The organism is Streptomyces sp. NBC_01264, assembly GCF_026340675.1.
Classification (GTDB): domain Bacteria; phylum Actinomycetota; class Actinomycetes; order Streptomycetales; family Streptomycetaceae; genus Streptomyces.
This window is the reverse complement of record NZ_JAPEOX010000001.1, coordinates 5,540,084-5,565,013: the sequence shown is the minus strand read 5'-3', so window position 1 is coordinate 5,565,013 and position 24,930 is coordinate 5,540,084. Positions and strand designations below refer to the sequence as shown.

Below are 24,930 nucleotides of genomic sequence, written 5' to 3'. Positions count from 1 at the left end.
AAGGAAACCGCTTTTGCCTGGAAAACACAAACCCCCCGTCACGGGTTCGGGTCCGCAACGGGTCGGGAAACGTGCGCGATTCGGACATAGGCCACGGAGCCGGGGGCTCCTGTGAAATCCCGCCGTGATCGGTCAGAGGTGCAGAAGCATCCGACTGTTGCCCAAGGTGTTCGGCTTCACTCGTTCGAGACCGAGGAACTCCGCGACGCCCTCGTCATAGGAACGCAGCAGCTCCATGTACACATCGGTCTCGACCGGGGTCTCCCCGATCTCGGTGAAGCCGTGCTTCGCGAAGAAGTCCACTTCGAAGGTCAGGCAGAAAACCCGGCTGACACCTACCCTCCGGGCGGTCTCCAGCAACTTGGCGAGCACCAGATGTCCGACTCCCACGCCCTTCAAGTCGCGGTCGACGGCAAGAGTGCGGACTTCGGCCAGGTCTTCCCACATCACGTGGAGCGCACCGCAGCCGACGACCTGACCGTCCGAGTCGCGTTCCGCGACCCAGAACTCCTGGATGTCCTCATAAAGGACGACCGGCGCTTTGTCCAGCAGGATCCGCTGCTGGACGTACTGGTCGAGCAGGCGGCGCAGCGCGGGAACATCACCGGTGCGCGCTCGGCGGATCGTCACTGTTTTTGCATGTGCAGCGGAAAACTCACCCATGCCCGGACGTTATCGCCCCGGCTCGGTGCCCGGCGCCGCGGAGTCGCCTTCGGCGGGCGGCGCCGCCGGGGAGTCGGCGGGCCCTTCGGGTTCCTGGGACACTTCGGGTTCCTGGGAGGCTTCGGGTTCCGCCGGCTGCACGATGCGTACGGCGTCCCTGAGTGCCTCGCGCTGTTCCGCCGACATCATGCCGAAGAAGGCCACGAGGGCGGCGGCGGGGTTGTCGCTCGTCGACCAGGCTTCGTTCATCAGTGCGGCCGAGTAAGCGGCCCGGGTGGAGACCGCCGTATATCGATAGGCGCGGCCTTCCGCCTCGCGGCGGACCCAGCCCTTCTGATGAAGATTGTCCATAACGGTCATGACCGTGGTGTACGCGATGGACCGTTCCTGCTGCAGGTCTTCCAGGACTTCGCGAACGGTGACCGGGCGGTTCCACTGCCACACCCGCGTCATGACTGCGTCTTCGAGTTCTCCCAAGGGGCGAGGCACAGCAGCACGATAGTGCGGGTTGTGGTGAATTGCGCGGCTATCCGGGCGGCCAGGCGCAACAAAATTGGGCGTACGGCCGGGAAGCCGTACGCCCGTTCCCCGCCGAGGGGGCCTACTTCCGGGGCTGGGACTGCTGGGCGGCCTCGGCGCGGGCGAGCACGGCGTCGACGGCCGCGTCCTCCTTGGCCTTGTTGGAGCCGCCCTGGCTCTTCACGATCGTCACGACGAGCGCGATGAAGAACACGGCCATCACGAAGGGGGGCACGAGTGCGGAAACGTAGTCCATGCCCCCAGCCTAGCTATCCGACCGCGCGCCCGGACTCCGGGGGCGCGGCGGGCTTGCGGCGGGGCGGGAAGACCTCGCCCGGGGTCGGGATGGGGCGTGCCGGGCGGTCGTCCGGGCGCGGCTCGGGCTTCGGCCGCGCGGGCTCGTCGTCCTTGTCGGTGCCGCCCGCCAGGGTCAGCAGCCGGGTGCGCGGAGCGGGCGTCGTGGAGAGCCTGCGGCGTACGGAGCGCTCCGCGATGGTCTGGGCCCGCTCCAGCAGCGCGGCGGCGACCGGGTTGGCGCGCAGGGCCCGGAGGGCGGCCAGGTCGTCCGGCACGGGCTCGTAGCCGGCCGCCAGGGCGTCCTGCAGCAGCTCCAGGTAGCCGGAGAGGCTGCCGGGCAGGGCGGCTCTGTACCGCGCCAGGTCGGCGAGGAGGAACGCTCTCAGTCTCCCCGCCTCCTGGACCGCGTCGTCCACCGACGCCGCGAGGCGCAGGCAGTCCTGGACCTCGACGGCCGTCAGGGGGGCCGTCGAGGACTGAAGGGCGTGAGCGAGCGAACGCCTGAGCACGTGAAGCTCATCGGCGCCGAACGCCATGCCGCCGCGGGATCCGTAGGGCGTGGGCATGGGCCGAAGATACGCGCTAATCGGACAAAATCCCTTGAGTGGACACGTACAGGGCGCGTGTCCTCGCGCGAAGGGGCCGGGTGGGCTCAGTCCGGCTGCTTGACCACGCGCAGGAAATCGGCCCAGGCGGCCTGGGTGGTGGCGAGGACCAGATGGGCCGGGTCGGCGCGGTCCGCCACGCGGACCAGAGTGCCGGGGGCGGCGCTGACGTACACGCAGTTGTCCCCCTCGCCGCAGAACGAGGACTTCTGCCAGGCGGGCCGAGCGGTCATGTCGTCTCCTCCGGTCACTGGCGCTGGTGGCGCCGGGGACGGGCTCCCTGAACATCTCGTGGGGCACGTTATCCCCGCGATGGCCGTGCTCCGGCCATTTCCGGGGAAATTGTCACGGCGGGCATCAGCGCGCCGTAAAGACGGGAAGGCCGGGACGGGCGGTACGGGCCGTGACCGAAGCGGCCCCCGGCCTCCGGGGCGGGAGGGCGGGGGCCGTCGGGGCGCTAGGGCGGACGGGCCGCGGGACCGGCGGTCCCGGGCGGGGTCAGCCGAACGCGGGGGCGTTGCGCTCGTAGACCAGGCGGAGGCCGATCAGGGTGAGCCAGGGCTCGTGGTCGTCGATGACGGCGGCCTCCCCGATGACGACGGGGGCCAGGCCGCCGGTGGCGATGACCCGGACGTCCTCCGGGTTTCCGCCCGGGCCCGCCAGCTCCTTGGCCATCCGGGTGACGATCCCGTCGACCTGGCCCGCGAACCCGTAGACCACGCCCGACTGCATCGCCTCGACCGTGGACTTGCCGACGACGTTGCGCGGGCGGGCCAGCTCGATCTTGCGGAGCTGGGCGCCCCGGACGCCGAGGGCCTCCATGGAGATCTCGATGCCCGGGGAGATGACCCCGCCGACGTACTCGCCCTTCGCGGACACCGCGTCGAAGGTGGTGGCCGTCCCGAGGTCGACCACGATCGCCGGGCCGCCGTAGAGCTCGACGACCGCGACCGCGTTGACGATGCGGTCGGCGCCGACCTCCTTCGGGTTGTCCATCAGGATCGGTACGCCCGTCTTGGTGCCGGGCTCCACGATCACCGCCGGAACGTCGCCGTAGTAGCGCCGGGTCACCTCGCGGAGCTCGTGCAGCACCGCCGGCACCGTCGAGCAGATCGCGATGCCGTGGATGCCGTCGCCCAGTTCGTTGCCGAGCATCGGGTGCATGCCCATCAGGCCCTGCATCAGCACGGCCATCTCGTCGGCCGTGCGGCGCGGGTCGGTCGAGACGCGCCAGTGCTCGACGATCTCGTCACCGTCGAACAGGCCAAGGACCGTATGGGAGTTGCCCACGTCGATGGTGAGGAGCATCGGTTACACCGCCTCGCGCAGATCGAGGCCGATGTCCAGGATCGGGGAGGAGTGGGTCAGCGCGCCGACCGCGAGGAAGTCGACACCGGTCTCGGCGTAGGCGCGGGCGGTGTCCAGGGTGAGGCGGCCCGAGGACTCCAGGGTGGCGCGGCCCGCGACCAGGGCGACGGCCTTCGCGGTCTGCTCCACGGTGAAGTTGTCGAGCAGGATCAGGTCGGCCCCGGCCTCCAGGACCTCGCCGACCTGCTCCAGGGTGTCGACCTCGACCTCGATCGGGACCTCCGGGAAGGCCTCCCGCACGGCGGTGAAGGCCTGGACGACCCCGCCGGCCGCGACCACGTGGTTGTCCTTGACCAGCGCCGCGTCCGACAGCGACATGCGGTGGTTGACCCCGCCGCCGCAGCGCACCGCGTACTTCTCCAGGGAGCGCAGGCCCGGGGTTGTCTTGCGGGTGTCGCGGACCTTGGCGCCGGTACCCTCCAGGACCTCGGCCCAGCGGCGGGTGGCCGTCGCGACGCCCGACAGGCGGCACACGATGTTGAGGGCGCTGCGCTCGGCGGTCAGCAGGTCCCGGGTGCGCGAGCGCACCGACAGGAGCACGTCGCCGGCCTTGACGCTGTCGCCGTCCTCCGCGTGCCGCTCGACCTCGAAGGACTCGGTGCAGACGACCGAGAAGACGGCCTCGGCGATGCGCAGGCCGGCCACGACGCCGTCCTCGCGGGCGACGAAGTCGGCGATCGCCTCGGCCTCTTCGGGGACCGTGGCGACGGTGGTGACGTCGACCCCGCCGTCGAGGTCCTCGGAGAGGGCCATGTGCGCGATGTCCTCGACCTCGATGGGGTCCAGGCCGGCCTCCTCCAGGAGTGTGGCGAGGGCCGGGTCGAGGCCGGACTCCTCCCCTTCTCCGCAGGCGCAGTCGTCGCCGCAGCCGCCCGCTTCGCTCTGGCCGACGAGGGGGAGCTCGGCGTGCTCGTGCTCGTGGTTGTGGTCGTGCTCGTGCGTGCTCACGGTTACGGCTCCAGGCTTTCGTTGCGGTTGAGGCTGTCGGTGCTGTCAGTGCTGTCAGTGCTCTCGGTGCTCAAGGGGACCCGTACGGACGGGAAGTCCGCCGAGTCCGTGGGGGTGACGACCAGGGCCCGCCGCTCGGTCTCCGACAGGCGGACGACCAGGTGGCGGCGCCAGTCGGCGTCGTCCCGGTCGGGGTGGTCCTCGCGCCAGTGGCAGCCGCGGGTCTCCGCGCGCCGCTGGGCGGCGGCGACCAGCACCCGGGCCACGCACAGGAGGTTGGTGGCCTCCCAGGTCTCGGTGCCGGGGACGGCCGTCTTGCCGCGGGTCTCCAGCTCCGTGAGCGCGGTCGCGTACAGGGCTTCGAGCGCGGCGGCGGCCCGGCGCAGCGACTCGGCGGAGCGGAGCACGCCCGCGCCGTCGGTCATGATGCGCTGGATCTCGTAGCGCGCCTCGGCGGGCTGGAGGGGGCCGGTGGCTGGGACGGGGATGCCCGGGCCGGTGCCCGCGGGCGCGTTCCAGATGATGTCGTCGGCGATGCGCTCGGCGAAGACCAGGCCCTCCAGCAGGGAGTTGGAGGCCAGCCGGTTCGCTCCGTGCACCCCGGTGCAGGCGACCTCGCCGCAGGCGTACAGCCCGGGGACGGTGGTGCGGCCGTGCAGGTCGGTCCGTACGCCGCCGGAGGCGTAGTGCGCGGCCGGGGCGACCGGGATGGGCTCGGTGACCGGGTCGATGCCGTGCGAGCGGCAGGCGGCCAGGATGGTCGGGAAGCGCTGCTCCCACATCTCGGCGCCGAAGTGCCGGGCGTCCAGGTACATGTGCTGCGTGCCCTGCTCCTGCATGCGGCGCATGATGCCCTTGGCGACGATGTCGCGCGGGGCGAGCTCGGCGAGCTCGTGCTGGCCGGACATGAAGCGGACGCCGCCGGCGTCGACGAGGTACGCGCCCTCGCCGCGGACGGCCTCGGACACCAGGGGCTGCTGACCCTCGGCGTCGGCGCCGAGGAAGAGCACGGTGGGGTGGAACTGGACGAATTCGAGGTCGGAGACCTCGGCCCCGGCGCGCAGGGCGAGGGCCACGCCGTCGCCGGTGGAGACCGACGGGTTGGTCGTCGCGGAGAAGACCTGGCCCATGCCGCCGGTCGCGAGGATGACGGCGGGCGCGTGGACGGCGCCCACCCCGTCGTGCTGGCCCTCGCCCATGACGTGCAGGGTGACGCCCGCGGTACGGCCCTGCGCGTCCAGGAGCAGGTCCAGGACCAGGGCGTTCTCTACGGTCTCGATGCCGGCGTCCTGGACGGCCTCGACGAGCGCGCGGGAGATCTCGGCGCCGGTGGCGTCCCCTCCGGCGTGCGCGATGCGGCGGCGGTGGTGGCCACCCTCGCGGGTCAGCTCGATCTCGCCGGTCTCGGCGGAGGTGTCGAAGACGGCGCCGGTCGCGATGAGTCGGCGCACGGCGTCGGGGCCCTCGGTGACCAGGAGCCGGACGGCTGCCTCGTCGCACAGCCCGGCGCCCGCGACGAGGGTGTCCTCGAGGTGCTGCTCGGGAGTGTCCCCGTCGCCGAGGGCGGCGGCGATGCCGCCCTGGGCCCAGCGGGTGGATCCGTCGTCGAGCCGGGCCTTGGTGACGACGACCGTACGGCGGCCCGCGGCCGCGCAGCGCAGCGCGGCGGTCAGTCCGGCGACTCCGGATCCGACGACCACGACATCGGCGTCCACGGACCAGCCGGGCGCCTGGGCGTGGAGCCGTATGCCGGTGCTGGTGCCCGCTGCTGCGGGGCCTCTGCCTGTGGTGCTCACGGTTGTGCTCCGAACTCCAATGGGATGTTGTCGATCAGCCGGGTCGCGCCCACTTTCGCGGCGACGGCCAGTACGGCCTGACCGGTGAAGCCGTGGCCGGCCTCGGTGAAGTCCTGGGGGTCCACCAGCGCCAGGTAGTCCAGTACGAGGGGCGGATCGTGGCGGCCCGCCTCCTCCAGGACGTGTCGCGCGGCGGCCCGTACGGCCTCCGGCAGCCCGGCGCCCGCCGCGGCGACGGCGTGCGCGTCGGCGGAGGCGCGGATCTCGCCGAGCCGGGCCAGACCGGTGGCCCGCTCGTCCCCGGCCGGGGGCGCCTGCGCCTCGGCGCGGGCGCGCAGCGCGGACTGCGCGGCGAGGCGGTCGCGGCCGGCGAACAGGGCCCGGGAGAGCGCGAGGGCGGTGCCGCGCTCCTTGGCGGAGAGGTAGCGGTTGCGGGAGGACAGCGCGAGCCCGTCGCCCTCGCGCACGGTCGGTACGCCGACCACCTCCACGGGGAAGTTGAGGTCGGTCACCATGCGCCGGATCAGGGCCAGTTGCTGCGCGTCCTTCTGGCCGAAGAAGGCCAGGTCGGGGCGGGTGAGGTGGAGCAGTTTGGCGACGACGGTCAGCATGCCGTCGAAGTGGCCAGGGCGGGTGGCGCCTTCGAGGCGGCCGCCCATCGGGCCGGCGGTGATCCGGACCTGGGGGTCGCCGCCGGGGTAGACCTCGCCGACGGCCGGGGCGAACACGGCGTCGGCTCCGGCGGCTCCGGCGATCGCCAGGTCGGCGTCGAGGGTGCGGGGGTAGCGGTCGAGGTCCTCGTTCGCCCCGAACTGGAGGGGGTTGACGAAGACCGTGACCACGACCTGGCCGGTGGGGCCGACGTGCTCGCGGGCGGTGCGGACCAGGGTGGCGTGGCCCTCGTGGAGGGCGCCCATGGTCATGACGACCGCGCGGCGGCCGGCGGCGGCGCGCGCCAGGCCGTGCAGGGCCTCTGCGGTATCGAGCAGGATCACAGCTCGCCCCCTTCGCTTCCCTCGGGGCCGGTTCCGGGGCCGGTTCCGGGGCCCGGGAGGGCTGCTCCGTCGGCGAGCACACCGAGGAGGTCCTCGGCCAGTTCGGGCTTGAGCAGGCCGTGCGCGAGGGCGCGGTCGGCGGTCGTACGGGCCATCGCGAGGTACCCGGCGACGGTGCCCGGGGCGTGCTTGCGCAGCTCCGAGACGTGCACGGCGACGGTACCGGCGTCACCGCGGGCCACCGGGCCGGTCAGGGCGGCGTCACCGGATCGCAGGGCGTTGTCGAGGGCCGCGCCGAGGAGCGGGCCGAGCATCCGGTTCGGGTGCTCCACGCCCGCCTTGGCCAGCAGTTCCATCGACTGGGCCACCAGGGTGACCAGGTGGTTCGCACCGAGGGCGAGGGCCGCGTGGTAGAGCGGGCGGTTCGTCTCGGCGATCCACTCGGGCTCCCCGCCCATCTCGATGACCAGGGCCTCGGCGGCGAGCCGCAGCTCGTCGGGGGCGGTCACCCCGAAGGAGCAGCCCGCGAGGCGCTGCACGTCGACCTCGGTGCCGGTGAAGGTCATCGCGGGGTGCAGGGCCAGCGGGAGCGCGCCCGCGCGGCGGGCCGGGTCCAGCACGGAGACCCCGTACCGCCCGGAGGTGTGGACGAGGAGCTGTCCGGGGCGGACCGCGCCGGTCTCGGCGAGGCCTTCCACCAGGGACGGCAGGGCGTCGTCGGGGACCGTCAGCAGCACGAGGTCGGAGACCTCCAGCACCTGCGCGGGAGGGACGACGGGCACACCCGGCAGCATCCGCTCGGCCCGGCGCCGCGAGGCGTCGGAAACGCCCGACACCGCGACGGGCCGGTGCCCGGTCTGCTGCAGGGCGCGGGCCAGCGCCGGGCCGACCCGGCCGGCTCCGACGACACCGACGGAGAGCCGGGCGGGGCGCTCCGCCTGGGGGGCTGTGTTCACGCGGGGGAGGCCTTCCGCTCCGTTCCGGTCCGCGGGGGGTACCGGACGATACGTCGCCATGCTAGCTCCTGGCGTGCGGGCCGGTCGGCGATGATCGGGGGATGAACCAGGACACGGAGCGGAACGCCGGCGCGGAGCGGAACGCCGGCGCGGAGCGGAACGCCGGCGCGGAGCCGGAACGGGTCACGGACGCGGAGCGGGTCGCGGAACCGGACGCGGCGGCGGAACGAATGGCACGAGCCGCCTCGGAACGGGCCGACAAGCAGGCGGCGGGGGCGGCGGCAGCCGAGCGGGCGGACGAGCGGGCGGCGGGCGCGGCGGCAGCCGAGCGGGCCGACAAGCAGGCGGCGGAGCCGGCGGGCGGTGCGGCGGCGGAACGGGCCGAGGACCGGGCGGCGGGGGCGGCGGCAGCCGGGCTCGCCGACGCGCAGGCGGCGGCCGAGCGGGCCGAGGAGGAGGCGGCCGACGCGGCCGATGCGGTGGCCGAGCGGCTGGTGGTCGCGGGGCGGGCCGCGGCGCGCAAGCTCTCGTACAGCCTGCGCGAGGCCACGGTCGGCGAGCTGTTGGCGGAGCTGGCCGGGCTGGCCCCGGACTCCGAGGAGCCGGCCGACATCTACGGCAACGGCATCGTGGAGCGGCTGGAGCGGCGGGTCGCGGAGCTCCTCGGCACCGAGGACGCGGCGTTCTTCCCGACCGGGACCATGGCCCAGCAGATCGCGCTGCGCTGCTGGGCCGCCCGGACCGGGAACCCGGTGGTCGCCCTGCACCCGATGAGCCATCCGGAACGGTGGGAGGGCGGCGCGCTGTCCGTCGTCTCGGGGCTGCGGACCGTCCACCCGACGGGCGAACCGCGCCAGCCGACCGCGTCCGAGCTCGCCGAGCTGCCGGAGCCCTTCGGGACGCTGATGCTGGAGCTTCCGCTCCGGGACGCGGGCTTCCTGCTCCCGACCTGGGAGGAGCTGTCGGCCCTGGTGGACACCGCCCGGGAACGGGACGCGGTGGTCCACTTCGACGGGGCCCGGCTGTGGGAGTCGACGGTCCACTTCGGCCGGACGCTGCCGGAGATCGCGGCGCTGGCGGACTCGGTGTACGTCTCCTTCTACAAGTCCCTCGGGGGCCTCAGCGGGGCCGCCCTCGCCGGATCGGCGTCGCTCGTGGCGGAGTCGAAGGTCTGGCGGCACCGGTACGGGGGCCAGATCTTCCGCCAGTTCCCGGCCGCGCTGTCCGCCCTGGCCGGGCTGGAACGGGAGCTGCCGGAGCTGCCCTCCTACGTGGCCAAGGCGCGGACGGTGGCGTCCGCCCTGGCCTCGGCGCTCGCCGCGGCTCCGGAGGTGCCCTGGTTCCGGGTCCACCCGGAGGTGCCGCACACCCACCAGTTCCAGGTGTGGCTCCCGTACGACGCGGACCGCCTCACGGAGGCGGGTGTCCGCCTGGCGGAGGAGACGGGCACGGTCCTCTTCCGCCGCTGGTCCCCCGACGGCCCGCCGGGCCTGTCGGTGACGGAGGTCGAGGTCACCCGCCCGGGCCTGTCCTGGACGGAATCGGAAGTCGCCACCGCGGTGGCCGACTTCGTCGCCCGCCTGTAGCCCGGACGGGCGCGGCTTGCCCATCTGCGGCCCGGACGGGCGAAGGGCCGCCCGCCCGTCAGACGAGGGGCCGGCGGGTCAGCAGGCGGCGGAGGGCCGAGCGCCAGGGGTGGCGGGCCGGGGCGCCGTCGAGGACGGCCCGGAACTGCCCGTAGCGGCGGGCCTCGCGCAGGACGGCCACGTCGTCGCGGCCCGGGGGCGGGGGCATCGGGGTGCGGTGCTGGGTGGCCCGGTAGGTGTCGACGAGGTACTGCTCGATCGCGCTCATGCGTCCACCCTGAACCGGCCCGCGGGCGCTGCGCGCGCTGATTGACCGAGGCCGTCAATCGACCCCCGGGGTCACGGCGCCGCTGCGCGGGGCGGAGCTCCCCTACCCGCCCTTCCACCGTTCCCAGGGCTCCGCCCTGACCCGCGCCTCAAACGCCGGCGGGGCTGGGAGGCCCCCCGGGCTCTGCCCAGACCCGGTCCTCAATCGCCGGACGGGCTGGGGAGGGGGCCCCGGGCTGCGCCCGGACCCCCTGGGGCTCCGCCCCAGACCCCGGTCCTCAAACGCCGGACGGCTGAAAAACCAAACCCCGGCCGGGACTGAAGTGTCCCCCGGCCCGGACTGAACTGCCCCCGGCCGGGACTGACTGTCCCCCCGGCCGGGGTCGGGGGCTGCGGCCAGGGCCGGGGACGGGGGCGGGGTGGGGTGTTGGCCGGGACGTAAAGCGTGATTTGTGGCGCACAAAGAAGCCACAACTATCGAACGTCGGGCACAGGGCGCCTAAATCATGCAGTCCAGGCCAACACCCCACCCCGCCCCCGGCACCGGCCCCCAGACGCAGCCAACCCGCCGCACAGGCCACCCCCAGCCCCGCCGGCGCTTGAGGCGCAAGGGCTCGGCCGGGTGGGGGAAGGGCGCGTGGCCTGGCGCCCAGGCAGCCCCCGCGGCGGCAGAATGATCCGATGAGCGTCACCATCGACATCACCGGGCTCCCCGCGGAGCGGATCGGCTTCGCGCCGTCCCCCCTCGCAGAGCTCTGCATGGCGTTGCACGCGCTCTCCCAGCCCGGCCACCACCCCGGCCTCGCCTCCTGGACCTCCACCACCTCCGCCGCGCTCGACCCGGACCTCGCGGACCGGCTGCTGGAGGGCGATTTCATGTGGCGCAGCTCCTTCGCCGACCTGTTCATGGCCTTCGCCGGGATTCCCGGCGGCTCCGGCCTGCCCGCGAGCACGCTGGCCGCCGAGCTCGACGTACTCGACCGGCTGGACGACGAGCGGTTCGTGACCGCCGCCCTGGAGCACTGCCGGCTGGCCCTCTACAACGACGGCGGCGGGCCGTCCCCGCTCTCGGATCCGCTCGCCCGGGCGAAGGCCCTGGAGTCGGCCTCCGCGCGCGGTCCGCAGCAGCTGGCCTTCGCCGTGCGGGTGCTCGACGACACCGCGGGTGTCCGGGTCTGGCTGCGCCGGCTGATGGAGGACTGCGACGAGGCCTTCTTCGCGGAGACCTGGCGCCGCGTCGAGCCCCGCCAGAGCGCGGACGCCCGGCACAAGACGGAGGTGCTGCGGCGCAAGGGGCTGCCCGCCGTACTGAAGGAGGTCTCCTCGGCGCTGAGCGTCGACGAGGAGCTGAAGACCGTCACGGTGGACAAGATGGTCCACGGGTCCACGACCGCGACCGATCACCGAATAGGCGACGGCCTGCTGTTCGTGCCCACGAACTTCGGCTGGCCCCACCTGCTGGTGCTGCACGCCCCCGGCTGGCGCCCGGTGATCCACTACCCGCTCGGCTCTCCCGAACTGGCCTCCTCCCCGGGGTCGGTGGAGCTGCTGCAGCGGCGCATGGAGGCCCTGGCCCATCCGATGCGGATGATGCTGTGCCGCAACCTGGCGCGCGCCCCGTACACGACCGGCGAGCTGGCGGCCGCGCACGGGATCACCGCACCGGAGGTGTCCCGTCATCTGGCGGTGCTGAAGAAGGCCGGGCTGCTCCAGACCCGCCGCCAAGGGCGGTACGTCCAGCACCAGCTGGATCTGGCGGCGGTCGCGCGGATCGGCTCCGACTTCATCGAGGGCATCCTGCGGTAGTCCCGCGGCAGCGCGGCGGCAGCCGGGCAGCCGGGCAGCACGGAGAGCGGGCGTTGGCCGGATTTCGACGGCTCAGATACTCCGATATACGGATTTCACAAACCGGAATCAGTGAAAGGTCTGGTCACGGCCGCCACTTGATGTCTAACGTGCGTCCACCGCTCACACAGCTCCCCCACCGGCGCAACGCACCTGACCTGCGTCCGCGTCCCCGCACCGCCGTACGCCGCACCCCCGTACGCCCGTACGCCCATGCCAACGAAAGACGCACGACGCACGACGCACGACGACGACGCCGCACGCCTCCGCATGCGCTCCCGCATCTGCCGTGGAAGGACCTTCATGCCCTCACGCCGTATAGCCGCAGCCACCGCCGCCCTGGCGGCCGCGGCCCTCGTCTCCCCGCTGCTCCTCGCCGGACCCGCCGGCGCCACCGGCAGCCCGCAGAGCGACGCCGCCCGGGGTGACGCCCTGGCCCGAAAGCTGGTCAAGGACTCCACCGGCAAGGGTGCCAACAACCACCTGAAGGTCTTCCAGGCCATCGCCGACTACAACAAGGGCACCCGTGTGGCGGGTTCCAAGGGCCACGTCCAGTCGGCCCAGTACGTCGAGCTCGTCATGCGCGCGGCCGGATACAAGGTCACCAAGAACGAGTTCGACTTCGTGTACGTCGAGACGATCGCCGAGACCCTGAAGGTCAACGGCCCGGCCGGCCGCGACGTCCCGATCAAGCTGATGACGTACACCGCCAGCGGCCCGGCGAACGGTGTGACGGCGCAGATCGCCGCCGCCCCGGTCGACGCCGACGGCACCAGCGGCTGCGAGCCCGCCGACTTCGCCGCGGGCGCCTTCACCGGCAAGGTCGCGCTGATCAAGCGCGGAGGCTGCGCCTTCGCCGTCAAGCAGCAGAACGCGGCCGACGCCGGCGCGGTCGGCGCGGTGATCTACAACAACACCGCGGGCGCCCTGAACGGCACCATCGGCGCGGCCGACGCGGGCAGGATCCCGACCGGCGGTGTGACGCAGGCCGAGGGCGAGCGGCTCGCCGCCGACGCCGCCGCGGGGCCGGTCGAGGTCACCCTCGACATCCGCGAGTTCCGGGAGAACCGCAAGACGTACAACGTCGTCGCGGAGACCCGGGGCGGTGACGCGAACAACACCGTCTTCCTCGGTGCGCACCTCGACTCCGTCGCGGCGGGCCCGGGCATCAACGACAACGGCTCCGGCTCGGCCGGCATCCTCCAGGTCGCACAGCGGCTCGCGAGCAGCCAGACGAAGATCAAGAACAAGGTCAAGTTCGCCTGGTGGTCGGCGGAGGAGTTCGGCCTGCTCGGCTCCGAGGCGTACGTCGACGGGCTGACGGAGGAGCAGAAGAAGCAGATCAAGCTCTACTTGAACTTCGACATGATCGCCTCGCCGAACGCCGCGTACTTCGTCTACGACGGCGACGACTCGGACAAGGTCGGCTCGGGCCCCGGCCCCGAGGGCTCGGCGCAGCTGGAGAAGGGGATCAACGACTTCCTCGACTCCAAGAACATCCCGCGCGAGGGCACCGACTTCTCGGGCCGCTCGGACTACGGCCCGTTCATCGCGGTCGGCATCCCCTCGGGCGGTACGTTCACGGGCGCCGAGGGCATCAAGACGCCGGAGCAGGCGGCGAAGTTCGGCGGACAGGCCGGGGTCGCGTACGACGTGAACTACCACGGCAAGGGTGACACCCTCGCGAACATCGACCAGAAGGCGCTCGACATCAACGTCGACGTCATCGCGGACGCGGTGGGTCACTACGCGTACGACCTGGCGCCGCTGTCGAAGCCGGTGCCGGCGCAGCCGACCGACGGCTCGGGCAGCGGTGGTGGCCTCCACGAGGGCCACGACCACGCGTCGGAGTAGTCCGCCCCGGGTGGGTAACGGTGGCCGCTGCGCGGCCACCGTTACCCCGGCCAGCCGCCCACCCCCACCGGCTGGACCAGCCAGCCGAAGTCGCCCAGGCCGCCGCGGGCGGTGAGTTCCGCGGCCTCCCCGGCCAGGGACAGCGCGCGGACGTACCCCACCGGGTCGGTGGAGGCCAGGGCCAGCGGGGGCCGGGCCCCCGAGACGCCGAGGGCGGCCAGCGCGTCCCGCTGGGTCAGCAGCACCGCCCCCGGCCCCGCGCACGCGTCGAGCGCCACGTGCGCGGTGACGTCGCAGCTCCCGTCCGGCACGGGGGCGGTCTCCCGGCCGGCCCGGAATCCGGTGAGCGTCCCGAAGGGTGGCCGGGCCTCCCGGGTGTGGGCGTAGTCCACCGCGACCGCCAGGCCCCGGTCGAGCGTCGCGACGGCCGCCGCCCAGGCCTCGTCCCGGGGCAGTCCGATCTCCGCCCGGCCCGAACCGGAACCCGCCTGCGGCCACCACCGCTCCAGCCACGCCCGGTCCGCCCCGTCCAGCGGCTCGCCCGGACGCTCCGTACCGTCCCGCGCGACCTCCACGTAGCGCCCGTCCTCGGCGAGGTCCAGCGGTACGTTGTCGAGCCACTCGTTGGCGAAGAGCAGGCCCCGGGCCCCCCGGGGCGGTTCGCTCACCCAGCGGATCCGCCCGTCGAGCCCGGCGGGCCGCCCCGCGCGTTCCACGCCGTACGGCCTCACCCGCGCGGCCGTCTCCGGCGGGAGCGCCGCGAGCACCCCGGCCAGCAGTTCCCCGCGCCCGGCCCCCACGTCGACGAGGTCCAGCTCCTCCGGGAGGCCGAGCTCCCCGTCCACCCACAGGAGCAGCCGGGCCACGGCCCGCGCGTAGAGCGGCGAGGCATGCACGGACGTGCGGAAATGCCCGGAGGGACCGGGCCCGCCGGGGCATACGTAGAAGCCGTCGGGGCCGTACAGGGCCCGCTCCATCGCCGTCCGCCAGCGCACGTGACCCACCTGCGCCGTGCCTTCACCCTGAGTGCTCATCGCTGAAAGGTTATGGTCGCCTCCACCTCGGGTAGTACTCGCGCGTCGCACGGATCGCCCCTCTGGTTGACTCCAGCACCTATCGGCTGTCCCTACTCTGGGTTACGTGCAGCGCCTCTACGATTTCCTCCGCAGACACCCGACGGGCGTCGACAGCTTCTGGGCTGTCCTCTTCTTCGGGTTCTCGATGGCTGTCGTCGCCTCGATGCACCAGGGCACCACCGCCGCGCTGCTCGCCACCCCCTGTGTGGTGGCGCTGAGCAGCGCCGTCGCGCTGCGACGCAAGTGGACCGTTCCGGTCTTCTGGCTCACCGTCGCCACCGGCCTCTACCAACTGGCCATCGGCGCGGATGCGAACTTCTACGATTTCGCGATGCTCGTGGTCCTCTTCACGGTCGCCGCCTCCGACGTGCCCCGCTGGGTCTCGCGCACGGCGCTGGGCTGGGGGCTGAGCGCCTCCGCGCTGTACTTCCTGCGCAACGGCGTGGACAAGTCGAACTCCACCACCGACAACCTGCTCTTCGTCGTGTTCATGATGATCCCGTTCGCCCTCGCCTGGGTGATGGGCGACTCCCTGCGCACCCGCCGGGCCTATTACGCCCAGCTCGTCGAGCGCAACCAGCGCCTGGAGCAGGAGCGCGCGGCGCAGGCCAAGGTGGCCGTCGCCGCCGAGCGGGCCCGGATCGCCCGCGAGCTGCACGACGTCGTCGCGCACAACGTGTCGGTGATGGTGGTCCAGGCCGACGGCGCCGCCTACGTGATGGACGCGGCCCCCGAGCAGGCCAAGGAGGCCCTGCAGACCATCTCCGGCACCGGGCGCCTGGCCCTCGCCGAGATGCGCCGGCTGCTCGGCGTCCTGCGCACCGGCGAACCGCAGGAGTCCGAGGACTACGTGCCGCAGCCCGACGTGGAGCAGATCGAGGTCCTGGTCGAGCAGGTACGGACGGCCGGGCTCTCGGTGGACTTCGAGGTCGAGGGCGCACCGCGCAAGCTGCCCAGCGGCGTGGAGCTGACCGCGTACCGGATCGTCCAGGAAGCACTGACGAACACCCGCAAGCACGGCGGCCCGGCCGCGAAGGCCAGCGTCCGGCTCGTCTACTTCGACGACGGGCTCGGCCTGCTCGTCGAGGACGACGGACGCGGCGCGGCCCACGAGCTGTACACGGACGGCGGCGCGGACGGCGCCGGACACGGGCTGATCGGCATGCGCGAACGCATCGGTATGGTCGGAGGCACCCTCGACGCGGGCCCCCGGCCCGGTGGCGGCTTCCGGATCAGCGCCCTGCTCCCCCTGAAGAAAAGGTGACCATGTCCTTCCCCACCGGCCCCTCCATCCGCGTAATGCTGGTCGACGACCAGGTACTGCTGCGCACCGGCTTCCGGATGGTGCTCGCGGCGCAGCCCGACATGGAGGTCGTCGCCGAGGCCGGCGACGGCCTGGAGGCGCTGGAGGTGCTGCGGGCCACCAAGGTGGACGTGGTGCTGATGGACGTCCGCATGCCCCGCCTCGACGGGGTCGAGGCGACCCGCCGCATCTGCGAGCCCGAGGAACACCCCAAGGTCATCATCCTGACCACCTTCGACCTCGACGAGTACGCCTTCTCGGGGCTGAAGGCGGGCGCGAGCGGGTTCATGCTCAAGGACGTCCCGCCCGGCGAGCTGCTGGCCGCGATCCGCTCCGTGCACAGCGGCGACGCGGTCGTCGCCCCGTCCACGACGCGCCGGCTGCTGGACCGGTTCGCGCCGATGCTCCCGTCGACCTCGGCGGAACCCCGGAACAAGGACGTCGAGCGGCTGACGGAGCGCGAGCGCGAGGTCATGCTGCTGGTCGCCCAGGGCCTGTCGAACGGCGAGATCGCCGCCCGCCTCGTCCTGTCGGAGGCCACGGTCAAGACCCACGTGGGCCGCATCCTGACCAAGCTGGACCTGCGCGACCGGGTGCAGGTCGTGGTCCTGGCGTACGAGACGGGGCTGGTCCGCGCGGGCGGCGGCGGGGCGGCCTAGCCAGGTCCCGGCCCAGGCAGGGGCCCGGCCCAGGCTCCGCGGGCCGCGGATCCCGTCCCGCGGGCCGCGGATCCCGTCCGGCCTCAGGTCATCCAGCGGTCCGGGCGGGCCGCCGCACGGGAGGTGCGGGAGCGGGCCGCCTGGGCGCGGAGCAGGTCGGCAGCCTCCGCCGCGCCCCGCAGGCGGGCCGTGACGGTGGCGTTCGCGCCGGTGTCCACGTGGACGTCGGCCACCCCGCGGGTCCGCTTCCAGGGGCCCTGGGACAGCCGCACGCTCTGCACCTTGGCGTGCGGGACGATCTCCGTACGCCGGCACAGGCGGCCGTGGCGGGCCGCGAACACGTCCTCGGAGACGGCCAGGCCGTACCCCTTCCACCACACCGGGACCACCCAGCGCGATCCGCTCCGGGGCGAGGGCTCGAAGACGAGGCCCCCCAGGTCCACGCCGGGCAGCACACGCGCCACGACGGCGTGGGCGGCGGCCCGGGTGGCCACCGGGACCAGGACGTCGTTCTTCGAGCCGGCCACCGCCAGCTCCACCCGGACCCAGCCGCGCCGGCGCCACAGCAGCGGCTCGACGATCCGTACGGTCTGCACGCGTCCCGGCGGCACCGTCTCGTGGGCGCGGTCGAGCATGCCGTGGTCGAGCCGCAGCCCGTCCGGGGACTCGGCGACCGTCCAGTCGTACTCGGCGAGGAAGCGCCCGGCGGTGCCCTTCCAGACCGCGCCGAGCAGCGGGAGCAGGGTGACGAGGGCCGCCCACGGGCTGGCACTGAGCCACCACACCACCAGCGGCCCGGCGAGCCCCGCGGCCAGTGCGGCCCAGGCGGACAGCGTGAGCAGCATCGACACCGCCAGATCGCGCGGCGCCACCCGCAGCAGCGACCGCTCGGGGGCCTCGCCCAGGACGACGGCCTCGGCCGGGGCGAAGCCCGCCGCGCGGGCCAGCAGTTCCGCGCGCAGCGCGACGGCCTCGTCCTCGGCGAGGAAGGCCAGCTCGTCCTTGTCGTCGGTGCCGATGACGTCGATGCGGAGCTTGGCCACGCCGGCCATGCGGGCCAGCAGCGGCCGGGTGACGTCGATCGCCTGGATCCGGTCGAGGCGGATGTGCGCGGTGCGGCGGAAGAGGAGCCCGCTGCGGATGCGCAGTTCGGTGTCGGTGACCGCGTAGTGCGTGAACCACCAGCTGAGGAAGCCGTACACGCCGAAGACGAGGACCAGCGCGGCCAGCGCGAGGACCCGCAGGGCGACGGAGACGGCCGTCACCCAGTCGGTGACGTTCTCGCCCTGCTGGGCGACGATGCCGATGGTCGCGGCGATCGGCACCCAGGCACGGCGCAGCGGGGTGAGGAAGTGCAGCCGCCGCTCCTGCGCGGGCGCCTTGGCGTCCGGCTCGCGGGGCGCCGCCCCGACCCCCTCGGTGCCCACCACACCGCCGGAACCGAGCTCGGCGCCGACGTCGGCCCCGACCGCGGCGCCGGCCTCCGCACCCGCTCCCGAACCCGCCTCCGCCGGCGGGGTCACAGCCCCGCCGACCTTGCCTCGCCGAGCTCCGTCAGCCGGTCGCGCAGCCGTTCCGCCTCCTCGGGCGCGAGTCCGGGGATCGTGGCGTCGGTCGCCGCAGCGGCCGTGTGGAGCTGCACGGTGGCCAGCCCGTAGCGGCGCTCCAGGGGGCCCGAGGTCACCTCCACCAGCTGCATCCGCCCGTACGGGACCACGGTCTGCTCCCGCCACATCACGCCCCGGCTGATCAGCAGGTCGTCCGCGCGCTCCGCGTACCGCCAGGACCGCCAGTTCCGGCCGAGCATCACCCAGCCCCAGGCCAGCACCACCAGCCAGAACCCGCCGAGCGCCGCCCAGCCCGGTCCGACCGTCAGCCCCAGTACGACGGCCGTCACCACCGCGAAGAGGGACATCCACAACGCCAGCAGGAGCCTGCGCAGAGTCAGCAGCCCTCCCCGCAGCCCCACCCACTCCGGCGGACCCGCCGCACCCTCTGTCCCCGTGTCCATCCCCCCACCCTAGGCGCGTGGCTCCCGGATCGGGCCGGGGTTGCGTCGTCCTTCGGCCGCCGCCCCCGGATCCGGAATCCGGACCGGGCCGCGACCCACCCCCGCCGGCTGAGACAATGCCGCCATGACGGAGACCACGGTCGGCATCGGCGGCGCGGCGGAGAGCACCGACATGGTGCTCAACATCGGCCCCCAGCACCCTTCCACGCACGGCGTGCTGCGCCTGCGCCTCGTCCTGGACGGCGAGCGCATCGTCAGCGCCGAGCCGGTGGTCGGCTACATGCACCGAGGCGCCGAAAAGCTCTTCGAGGCCCGCGACTACCGCCAGATCGTGATGCTCGCGAACCGCCACGACTGGCTGTCCGCGTTCTCCAACGAGCTGGGCGTGGTCATGGCCGTCGAGCGGATGCTCGGCATGGAGGTGCCCGAGCGGGCCGTGTGGATGCGGACCCTGCTCGCCGAGCTGAACCGGGTCCTGAACCACCTGATGTTCCTCGGCTCGTACCCCCTGGAGCTGGGCGGCATCACCCCGATCTTCCACGCGTTCCGCGAGCGCGAGGAGCTGCAGGCCGTCATGGAGGAGATCTCCGGCGGCCGCATGCACTACATGTTCAACCGCGTCGGCGGCCTCAAGGAGGACCTCCCGGCCGGCTGGCTGGGCCGGGCCCGCGCCGCCATCGCCGACGTCAACACCCGCATGCACGTCTACGACGACCTGGTGCGCGGCAACGAGATCTTCCGCGCCCGCACCCGCGGCGTCGGCGTCCTGTCCGCCGAGGCCGTGCACGCGTACGGGGTCTCCGGCCCGATCGCCCGCGCCTCCGGCGTCGACTTCGACCTGCGCCGCGACGAGCCGTACCTCGCCTACGGCGAGCTCCAGGACGTCCTGAAGATCGTCACCCGCACCGAGGGCGACTGCCTGGCCCGCTTCGAGGTCCTGCTGGAGCAGACCCACAACGCCCTGGACCTCGCGGTCGCCTGCCTGGACCGGATGGCGGAGCTGGCCCCCGGCCCGATCAACCAGCGGCTGCCGAAGGTGCTGAAGGCGCCCGAGGGCGAGACGTACGCCTGGACCGAGAACCCGCTCGGCATCAACGGCTACTACCTGGTCTCCAAGGGCGAGAAGACCCCGTACCGGCTCAAGCTGCGCTCGGCGTCGTACAACAACATCCAGGCGCTCGCGGTGCTGCTGCCCGGGCAGCTGGTCGCGGACATGGTCTCGATCCTCGGCTCGCTGTTCTTCGTCGTCGGCGACATCGACAAGTGACCGGACCCTCGGCCGCCGTCCTGCCCGGCCCCTCGGCCGCCGTCCTGCCCGGGCTCTCGGCCGCTGTCCTGCCCGCCGCCTAGGCTGCGGGCATGACCTCCGACATATACGCCGCCTACCTGCGGCGGCTCGGCATCGAGGAGCCCGGCGCGCCCTCCGTGGAGGGGCTGTTCGCCCTCCAGCGGGCGCACCTGGAGCGCGTCCCGTACGAAAACCTCGACATCCAGCTCGGCCGCGCCCCCGGCATCGACCCCGAGCTGTCGGCACGCCGCTTCGCCGCCGGACGCGGCGGCTACTGCTTCCACCTCAACGGGGCCCTCGCGCTGCTCCTCGACCACCTCGGCTACGAGGTCACCCGCCATGTGGGCGGCGTGTACAAGGAGTCCCAGTCCGAGGAAGCCCTGCGGGGCGTGAGCGGCGACCACCTGGCGCTCACCGTCCGCGTGCCGGGGGCGGCGCCCGCCGGTGACCGCGTCTTCTACGTGGACGCCGGGCTCGGGGACGGCCCGCACGAGCCGCTGCCGCTGCGCGAAGGCCCGTACCGCCAGGGGGCCTTCGCCTACTCCCTGGAGCGGCTGCCCGACGCGCGCTGGCTCTACCGCCATCCGGGCAGCTCCGCCCCGCTCGTGACCTTCCGCGCGGAGCCCGCCGGGACGGCGGGAGCGGCCGGCTTCGAGGCCGAGCACGTCCGGCTGTCGACCTCCGCGGACTCCGGTTTCGTACGGACCTTCGCGGCCCTGCGCCGCGACGCGGACGGCATCGACGCCCTGCGGGGGCGGGTGCTGAGCCGGGTCGACCCCGTGAAGGGGAACACGGAGCGGGTGCTCGACGGCCCGGAGGAGTTCTACGCCGTGCTGGAGGGCGTCTTCGGCCGCGCGCTCGACGATCTGACCCCGACGGACCGCACGGCCCTGTGGACCCGGGTGGACCGGGCCCACGAAAACTGGGCCGCCCGCCGCGCGGGCTGACCGCCGGAGCCGATGTCGCAGGGGCAGGGCAGACTGGGGGGATGTCCCTCTCACCCCGCCGGGCCTGCCCCTCCTGCGGCCGCGACTGCGCCGTCACCGCCGGGCGGATCGCCCGCCACGACCCGCCCGCCGGGCGGGGCCGCGGGGACCTCGTCTCCTGCCCCGGCTCCCGCGCCCGCGTGACCCTCGGCGCCTGCGCCCCCACTCTGGACGGCTTCACCCTGTCCCCGCTCCCGGGCCAACTCCCCCTCTTTTAGGGGGGTCAGCACCCGGGGCAGGCACGGGGCAGCCGGATGTCGGGGCCGGCCCGGGATCCGTAGCTTCGGGGTATGACGACCCAGCAGAAGCAGAGCAACCGCGGCCAGTGGCTCCGCCGCGGCGCCGCCGCCGTGGCCCTCGCGGCCGTACCCGGAGGGCTCGCCGCGCCCGTGGCGCTCGCCGCCCCGGCGGGGAGTCCCGCGTCCGTCGAGTCCACCGCGTCCGTAGCGTCCGGCGCGTCCGCGCACGGCGGCCGCGGGCAGCTGATCTCCCTCACCGCCCTGGAGCGGCTCGCCCCCGCGGACGTCACCGCCCGCCTCGCCACCCTCGGCTTCGACGCGTCCACCGTCCGGTACGGGGTCACCGCCTACCGGCTCACCTACGCCACCGTCGACCCGCAGGGCCGCCCGACCACCGCCACCGGCCTGTTCGTCCTCCCCCGAGGGGGCCCGCACCGGCTCGACCTGGTCTCCGACACCCACGGCACGGTGGCCACCCGCGACGACGCCCCGTCCGGGGGCCCGGGCGACAACCGGCTCACCCCCTACCTGCACTCCTCCGCGGGCCGCGCCGTCGCCGCCCCGGACTACCTGGGCCTCGGGGGCGGGCCCGGCGCGCATCCGTACATGGACACCCGGTCCTCGGTCACCGCCTCCGTCGACATGCTGAAGGCCGCCCGGACCGCCGCGGACCGGCTGGGGCGCCCGGTCACCCGGGACGTGTACGCCACCGGCTTCTCCCAGGGCGCCCAGGTGTCGATGGCCCTGGGCCGCGAACTCTCCCGCCCCGGCAGCGGTTTCCGGCTGCGCGCGCTGGCCCCGATCGCCGGGCCGTACGACCTGGACGGCTCCGAGCTGCCCGGCATCACCGACGGCCGGGTCGCACCGCACACCGCCGTCTTCTACCTCACGTACTTCCTCACCGCCCAGAACCGGCTGCACCCGCTCTACGCGGACCCGGCCGAGGCGTTCCGCGCACCTTATGCACAGGCTGTGGAAAGCCTGTTCGACGGGAGCCACACGACGGAGGAGATCGTGGCCGGGCTCCCCGCGTCACCGCAGGAGCTGCTCACCCCGGACTGGTACGAGAACATCCGCGCCCCGCGCGGGGCCCTGCGCACGGCCCTCAAGGTCAACGACGACGCCTGCGACTGGAAACCCGCCGCGCCGGTGCGCCTCTACGGCGGCACCGCCGACACCGACGTCCCGTTCGACAACACCCTTGCCTGTGCGGCCGATCTGGCGCGCCACGGGGTCCGGGCGAAGGTCGTCGACCAGGGGGCGGACGCCGACCACTTCACCTCGGCGATCCGCTCGGCGCCCCAGGCGGTCCGCTGGTTCGACTCGCTGCGCTAGCTCACCCTGCGCCAGGAGCTCACTTTGCGCCAGGAGCTCGCCGTGGACTAGGAGCTGGCCGCGCGCAGCTGCACCACGTCGATCGGCTCGGTCTCGTCGTGGGCGGTCAGGTCGATGACCTGGCCCACGGCGTGGTGTTCGGCGCCGGGAGCCTTGAACTCCGGCTCCGTCCCGCCCTGCGCGGACTCCGCCTCGTGGACGGCGAGGGCCTCCGCACCGACGACATCGGCGAGGTCCTCGTTCTGGACGGCCTCGATGACCGCGCGGGCCTGCGCCGCGGTCTTCGTACCGAAGAAGTCGAACCCGCCCTCGACGCGCGAGGCCGGCCGGCGCTGAGCGGCGTACGGGGCCACGGCGGCAGCGAGGCGGCGCGCGGGGACGGCGGCCGCCGGGCCCGCGGGGGCCGGAGCGGCGAGCGCGGGACGGGAGTGCGCTTCCAGCTCGGCGGGCTTCGCCTGGACGGCTGGGCCGGCGGGGCCGGCGGGGCCGGCTGACTTCGCCGGGCCGGCGGGAGAAGCGGGAGCTGCGGGAGCTGCGGGAGCCGCAGGGGCGGCCCGGCCGGCGGGAAGGGCCGCAGCCCCGGGACCGGTGGTGCCGGCCGGGAGGGCGGGCGGGCCGCTGGGGCCCTCGGGGCCGGGCCCGGTGACCCCGGCCGCCTTGGCGGCCAGCGCCACCAGCGCGGCGTGGGCCCGGGCGAAGCCCACGGAGGTGGCCGCACCGGCGCTGGTGCGCTCCTCGCTGACCGCGGGAAGTTCCTTGGGAGCGGCGGCAGCGGCCGGGGCCGCGGCCTCGATGGCCAGCAGCCGGCGTCCCTCCAGGGCGCTCGCCCGCTCGGTCTCGGCGGTGGCGTACCGGCGCAGCAGCGACGCGTGCTCCCCGCGCAGGCCCGCGAGTTCGACCCGCTTGGCGCGCAGTTTGGCGTCGAGCTTGCCGCGCAGCACCCGGGCCTCTTCGAGGTCGGATTCGAGCTCGGCTATCCGCTCGTCCGTGCGCCACTCGTCCTTGACCCGCTCGCGCCCGAGCTCGGTGACCCGGCGGCCCGCCGCCAGGTCCCACGAGCGCATGACGACGGCGCCGGCCAGACCGGCGGCCGCGGTGAGGGCCACGAGCAGGCGCAGCGCCATCGGTTCCGCGAGCAGCCAGGCGGCGCCGGCGCCGACGACGGACACACAGGCGACGGCGCTCGGCGTGAGCAGCCGGTGAAGAGGTTCGGGATTGCGGTGGCGTCCACGGGGCATGGCCTGAAATTTACAGGGCGTGGACAGGGTGTGGGGTAGCCGCCCGGGAATCTGTTCCCGAGCGGTTACCGCACTTGGCGCACGAAAGGCGCAACTCCTACTTCTTCAGCAGGCCCTTGGACTCCAGATAGGCCTTCGCGACATCCGCCGGCTTGGCGCGCTCGACGTCGACCTTGCGGTTCAGCTCGACCAGGTCGGCGGTGGTGAGCGCCTTGGTGATCTTGTCGAGGGCGGCCGCGATCTCGGGGGCGCCGGCGTCCTTGGTGTTGACCACCGGGAGCACATTGTCGGCGTTCTGGAGCTTCTTGTCGTCGTCCAGCAGGACCAGGCCGAAGCTGTCCAGGGTGGCGTCCGTGGTGGTGGTCAGGACGAGCTGGTCCGCGCCGTCCTTGACCGCCTGCTTGGCCTGCGGGGTTCCGACGCCCTTGGGGTCGATACCGGAAACGTCGATTCCGTAGGTGGTCTTCAATCCGGGTGCGCAGAAGGGCCGCACCGCGCATTCGTCACCGGCCGCGATCTTCACCTTCAGGCCGGACTTGCCCAGATCGGAAAGGCTCTTGAGATTGTTCTTCGTGGCGAATTCCTTGCTCACCGCGAAGGCGTTCTGGTCGACCGCCGAACCCGCCGGCAGCGCCTTCAGCCCGAGCGGGCCCGCCAGCTTCTCCAGGGCCGCCACCGTCGCCGTCACATCGCTCGACGCGACCGGCTTCTCCGTCGGCGCCTTGGAGCCGTTCACCTTGGCGTTGAGGAACTCCGCGAGGGTCGCCGCGTACTCCGGGACGACGTCGATCTCACCCTTCTCCAGCGAGGGTTCGTACAGCTCGCGGTTGTTGACCGTGGTGATGGACGTGTCGTAGCCGGCGTCCTTCAGGATCTGCGCGTACAGCTCGGCCAGCACGTTGGACTCGGTGAAGCCCGCGGCGCCGATCACCAGCTTGCCGCCCTTGCCGCCCTCGGACGACCCGGAGGCGGCGGCGGAGGAGCCCCCGTCCTTGGTCTTCTCCAGGCTGTCGCCACCGCACGCGGCGAGCGAGGCGGTCAGGGCGACGGCGCCCAGGGCCGCGCCGAGGGCGCGCGTGGACTTGCTCATCTCAAT

The 24,930-nt window shown here is 73.5% G+C and carries 25 protein-coding genes; 9 read left to right on the top strand and 16 right to left on the bottom strand.

Going from position 1 to position 24,930, the window contains the following annotated elements; genetic code table 11:
- Positions 1–132 precede the first annotated feature (132 nt).
- The 10 genes from OG435_RS26065 to OG435_RS26020 all read right to left on the bottom strand — a co-directional run bounded on the left by OG435_RS26065 (position 133) and on the right by OG435_RS26020 (position 8,207).
- The gene (locus OG435_RS26065; RefSeq protein ID WP_266880275.1) at positions 133–663 is read right to left on the bottom strand and encodes an amino-acid N-acetyltransferase; all 531 of its coding nucleotides are present in this window, start codon (positions 661–663) and stop codon (positions 133–135) included.
- Positions 664–672: 9 nt separating this feature from the next.
- Positions 673–1,152, bottom strand: a complete 480-nt coding sequence (locus OG435_RS26060) for a BlaI/MecI/CopY family transcriptional regulator (protein ID WP_266880273.1) — start codon at positions 1,150–1,152, stop codon at positions 673–675.
- 112 nt (positions 1,153–1,264) lie between these two features.
- Positions 1,265–1,438 (bottom strand): hypothetical protein, encoded by a 174-nt coding sequence (locus tag OG435_RS26055; protein ID WP_266880271.1) that lies wholly within the window; start codon positions 1,436–1,438, stop codon positions 1,265–1,267.
- Positions 1,439–1,451: 13 nt separating this feature from the next.
- Entirely contained in the window at positions 1,452–2,045 is a 594-nt protein-coding gene (locus OG435_RS26050; protein ID WP_266880269.1) for a hypothetical protein, read from the bottom strand.
- An 86-nt stretch (positions 2,046–2,131) separates the two neighbouring features.
- Positions 2,132–2,317 (bottom strand): DUF397 domain-containing protein, encoded by a 186-nt coding sequence (locus OG435_RS26045; RefSeq protein ID WP_266880267.1) that lies wholly within the window; start codon positions 2,315–2,317, stop codon positions 2,132–2,134.
- Positions 2,318–2,582: 265 nt separating this feature from the next.
- The gene (locus OG435_RS26040; protein ID WP_266880265.1) at positions 2,583–3,392 is read right to left on the bottom strand and encodes a type III pantothenate kinase; all 810 of its coding nucleotides are present in this window, start codon (positions 3,390–3,392) and stop codon (positions 2,583–2,585) included.
- A gap of 3 nt (positions 3,393–3,395) precedes the next feature.
- The gene (nadC, locus tag OG435_RS26035) at positions 3,396–4,400 is read right to left on the bottom strand and encodes a carboxylating nicotinate-nucleotide diphosphorylase (protein WP_266880263.1); all 1,005 of its coding nucleotides are present in this window, start codon (positions 4,398–4,400) and stop codon (positions 3,396–3,398) included.
- 2 nt (positions 4,401–4,402) lie between these two features.
- The gene (locus tag OG435_RS26030) at positions 4,403–6,196 is read right to left on the bottom strand and encodes an L-aspartate oxidase (protein WP_266880262.1); all 1,794 of its coding nucleotides are present in this window, start codon (positions 6,194–6,196) and stop codon (positions 4,403–4,405) included.
- Positions 6,193–7,191, bottom strand: a complete 999-nt coding sequence (panC, locus tag OG435_RS26025; protein ID WP_430625687.1) for a pantoate--beta-alanine ligase — start codon at positions 7,189–7,191, stop codon at positions 6,193–6,195. Before panC ends, OG435_RS26030 begins: the two co-directional genes overlap by 4 nt.
- Positions 7,188–8,207 (bottom strand): Rossmann-like and DUF2520 domain-containing protein, encoded by a 1,020-nt coding sequence (locus OG435_RS26020; RefSeq protein ID WP_430625686.1) that lies wholly within the window; start codon positions 8,205–8,207, stop codon positions 7,188–7,190. The genes panC and OG435_RS26020 overlap by 4 nt, the downstream gene beginning before the upstream one ends.
- A 170-nt stretch (positions 8,208–8,377) precedes the next feature.
- On the opposite strand from OG435_RS26020, the gene OG435_RS26015 reads away from it, so the two are divergent.
- On the top strand, positions 8,378–9,733 hold the full coding sequence (locus OG435_RS26015; protein ID WP_430625777.1) for a threonine aldolase family protein: 1,356 nt from the start codon (positions 8,378–8,380) through the stop codon (positions 9,731–9,733).
- A 58-nt stretch (positions 9,734–9,791) separates the two neighbouring features.
- Here the strand turns inward: OG435_RS26015 and OG435_RS26010 are convergent, their stop codons facing one another.
- Entirely contained in the window at positions 9,792–10,001 is a 210-nt protein-coding gene (locus OG435_RS26010; protein ID WP_266880259.1) for a hypothetical protein, read from the bottom strand.
- 680 nt (positions 10,002–10,681) lie between these two features.
- On the opposite strand from OG435_RS26010, the gene OG435_RS26005 reads away from it, so the two are divergent.
- Positions 10,682–11,806, top strand: a complete 1,125-nt coding sequence (locus OG435_RS26005) for a DUF5937 family protein (RefSeq protein ID WP_266880257.1) — start codon at positions 10,682–10,684, stop codon at positions 11,804–11,806.
- A gap of 342 nt (positions 11,807–12,148) precedes the next feature.
- On the top strand, positions 12,149–13,699 hold the full coding sequence (locus tag OG435_RS26000) for a M28 family metallopeptidase (RefSeq protein WP_266880255.1): 1,551 nt from the start codon (positions 12,149–12,151) through the stop codon (positions 13,697–13,699).
- 41 nt (positions 13,700–13,740) lie between these two features.
- Here OG435_RS26000 and OG435_RS25995 read toward each other — a convergent pair whose 3' ends face one another.
- Positions 13,741–14,733, bottom strand: a complete 993-nt coding sequence (locus OG435_RS25995; RefSeq protein WP_266880254.1) for an SAM-dependent methyltransferase — start codon at positions 14,731–14,733, stop codon at positions 13,741–13,743.
- Between the two features lie 106 nt (positions 14,734–14,839).
- Between OG435_RS25995 and OG435_RS25990 the strand changes: the two genes are divergently transcribed.
- Both OG435_RS25990 and OG435_RS25985 read left to right on the top strand, forming a co-directional pair.
- A complete protein-coding gene (locus OG435_RS25990; protein ID WP_266880252.1) occupies positions 14,840–16,039 on the top strand; it encodes a sensor histidine kinase in 1,200 nt (399 codons plus the stop codon).
- Positions 16,040–16,041: 2 nt separating this feature from the next.
- Entirely contained in the window at positions 16,042–16,737 is a 696-nt protein-coding gene (locus OG435_RS25985) for a response regulator (RefSeq protein ID WP_266880250.1), read from the top strand.
- Positions 16,738–16,820: 83 nt separating this feature from the next.
- Here OG435_RS25985 and OG435_RS25980 read toward each other — a convergent pair whose 3' ends face one another.
- Together OG435_RS25980 and OG435_RS25975 are read right to left on the bottom strand one after the other, a co-directional pair.
- Positions 16,821–18,260, bottom strand: coding sequence for a PH domain-containing protein (locus tag OG435_RS25980; protein ID WP_430625685.1), 1,440 nt, complete (start codon positions 18,258–18,260; stop codon positions 16,821–16,823).
- Positions 18,257–18,748, bottom strand: coding sequence for a PH domain-containing protein (locus OG435_RS25975; protein WP_266880248.1), 492 nt, complete (start codon positions 18,746–18,748; stop codon positions 18,257–18,259). The genes OG435_RS25980 and OG435_RS25975 overlap by 4 nt, the downstream gene beginning before the upstream one ends.
- A 124-nt stretch (positions 18,749–18,872) precedes the next feature.
- On the opposite strand from OG435_RS25975, the gene OG435_RS25970 reads away from it, so the two are divergent.
- The 4 genes from OG435_RS25970 (at position 18,873) to OG435_RS25955 (ending at position 22,596) form a co-directional block, all read left to right on the top strand.
- Complete coding sequence (locus tag OG435_RS25970; RefSeq protein WP_266880246.1) at positions 18,873–20,015, top strand: NADH-quinone oxidoreductase subunit D; 1,143 nt, start codon at positions 18,873–18,875, stop codon at positions 20,013–20,015.
- 92 nt (positions 20,016–20,107) lie between these two features.
- Positions 20,108–20,983, top strand: coding sequence for an arylamine N-acetyltransferase family protein (locus OG435_RS25965; RefSeq protein WP_266880244.1), 876 nt, complete (start codon positions 20,108–20,110; stop codon positions 20,981–20,983).
- 41 nt (positions 20,984–21,024) lie between these two features.
- Positions 21,025–21,240, top strand: coding sequence for a hypothetical protein (locus OG435_RS25960; RefSeq protein WP_266880242.1), 216 nt, complete (start codon positions 21,025–21,027; stop codon positions 21,238–21,240).
- A 72-nt stretch (positions 21,241–21,312) separates the two neighbouring features.
- Positions 21,313–22,596 carry a lipase family protein gene (locus OG435_RS25955; protein ID WP_266880240.1) on the top strand — a complete coding sequence of 428 codons (1,284 nt, stop codon included), beginning with the start codon at positions 21,313–21,315 and terminating at the stop codon, positions 22,594–22,596.
- Between the two features lie 47 nt (positions 22,597–22,643).
- Here OG435_RS25955 and OG435_RS25950 read toward each other — a convergent pair whose 3' ends face one another.
- Together OG435_RS25950 and OG435_RS25945 are read right to left on the bottom strand one after the other, a co-directional pair.
- Positions 22,644–23,834, bottom strand: a complete 1,191-nt coding sequence (locus tag OG435_RS25950; RefSeq protein WP_266880238.1) for a hypothetical protein — start codon at positions 23,832–23,834, stop codon at positions 22,644–22,646.
- Between the two features lie 97 nt (positions 23,835–23,931).
- The gene (locus tag OG435_RS25945) at positions 23,932–24,924 is read right to left on the bottom strand and encodes an ABC transporter substrate-binding protein (protein ID WP_266880237.1); all 993 of its coding nucleotides are present in this window, start codon (positions 24,922–24,924) and stop codon (positions 23,932–23,934) included.
- Between the last annotated feature and the right edge of the window lie 6 nt (positions 24,925–24,930).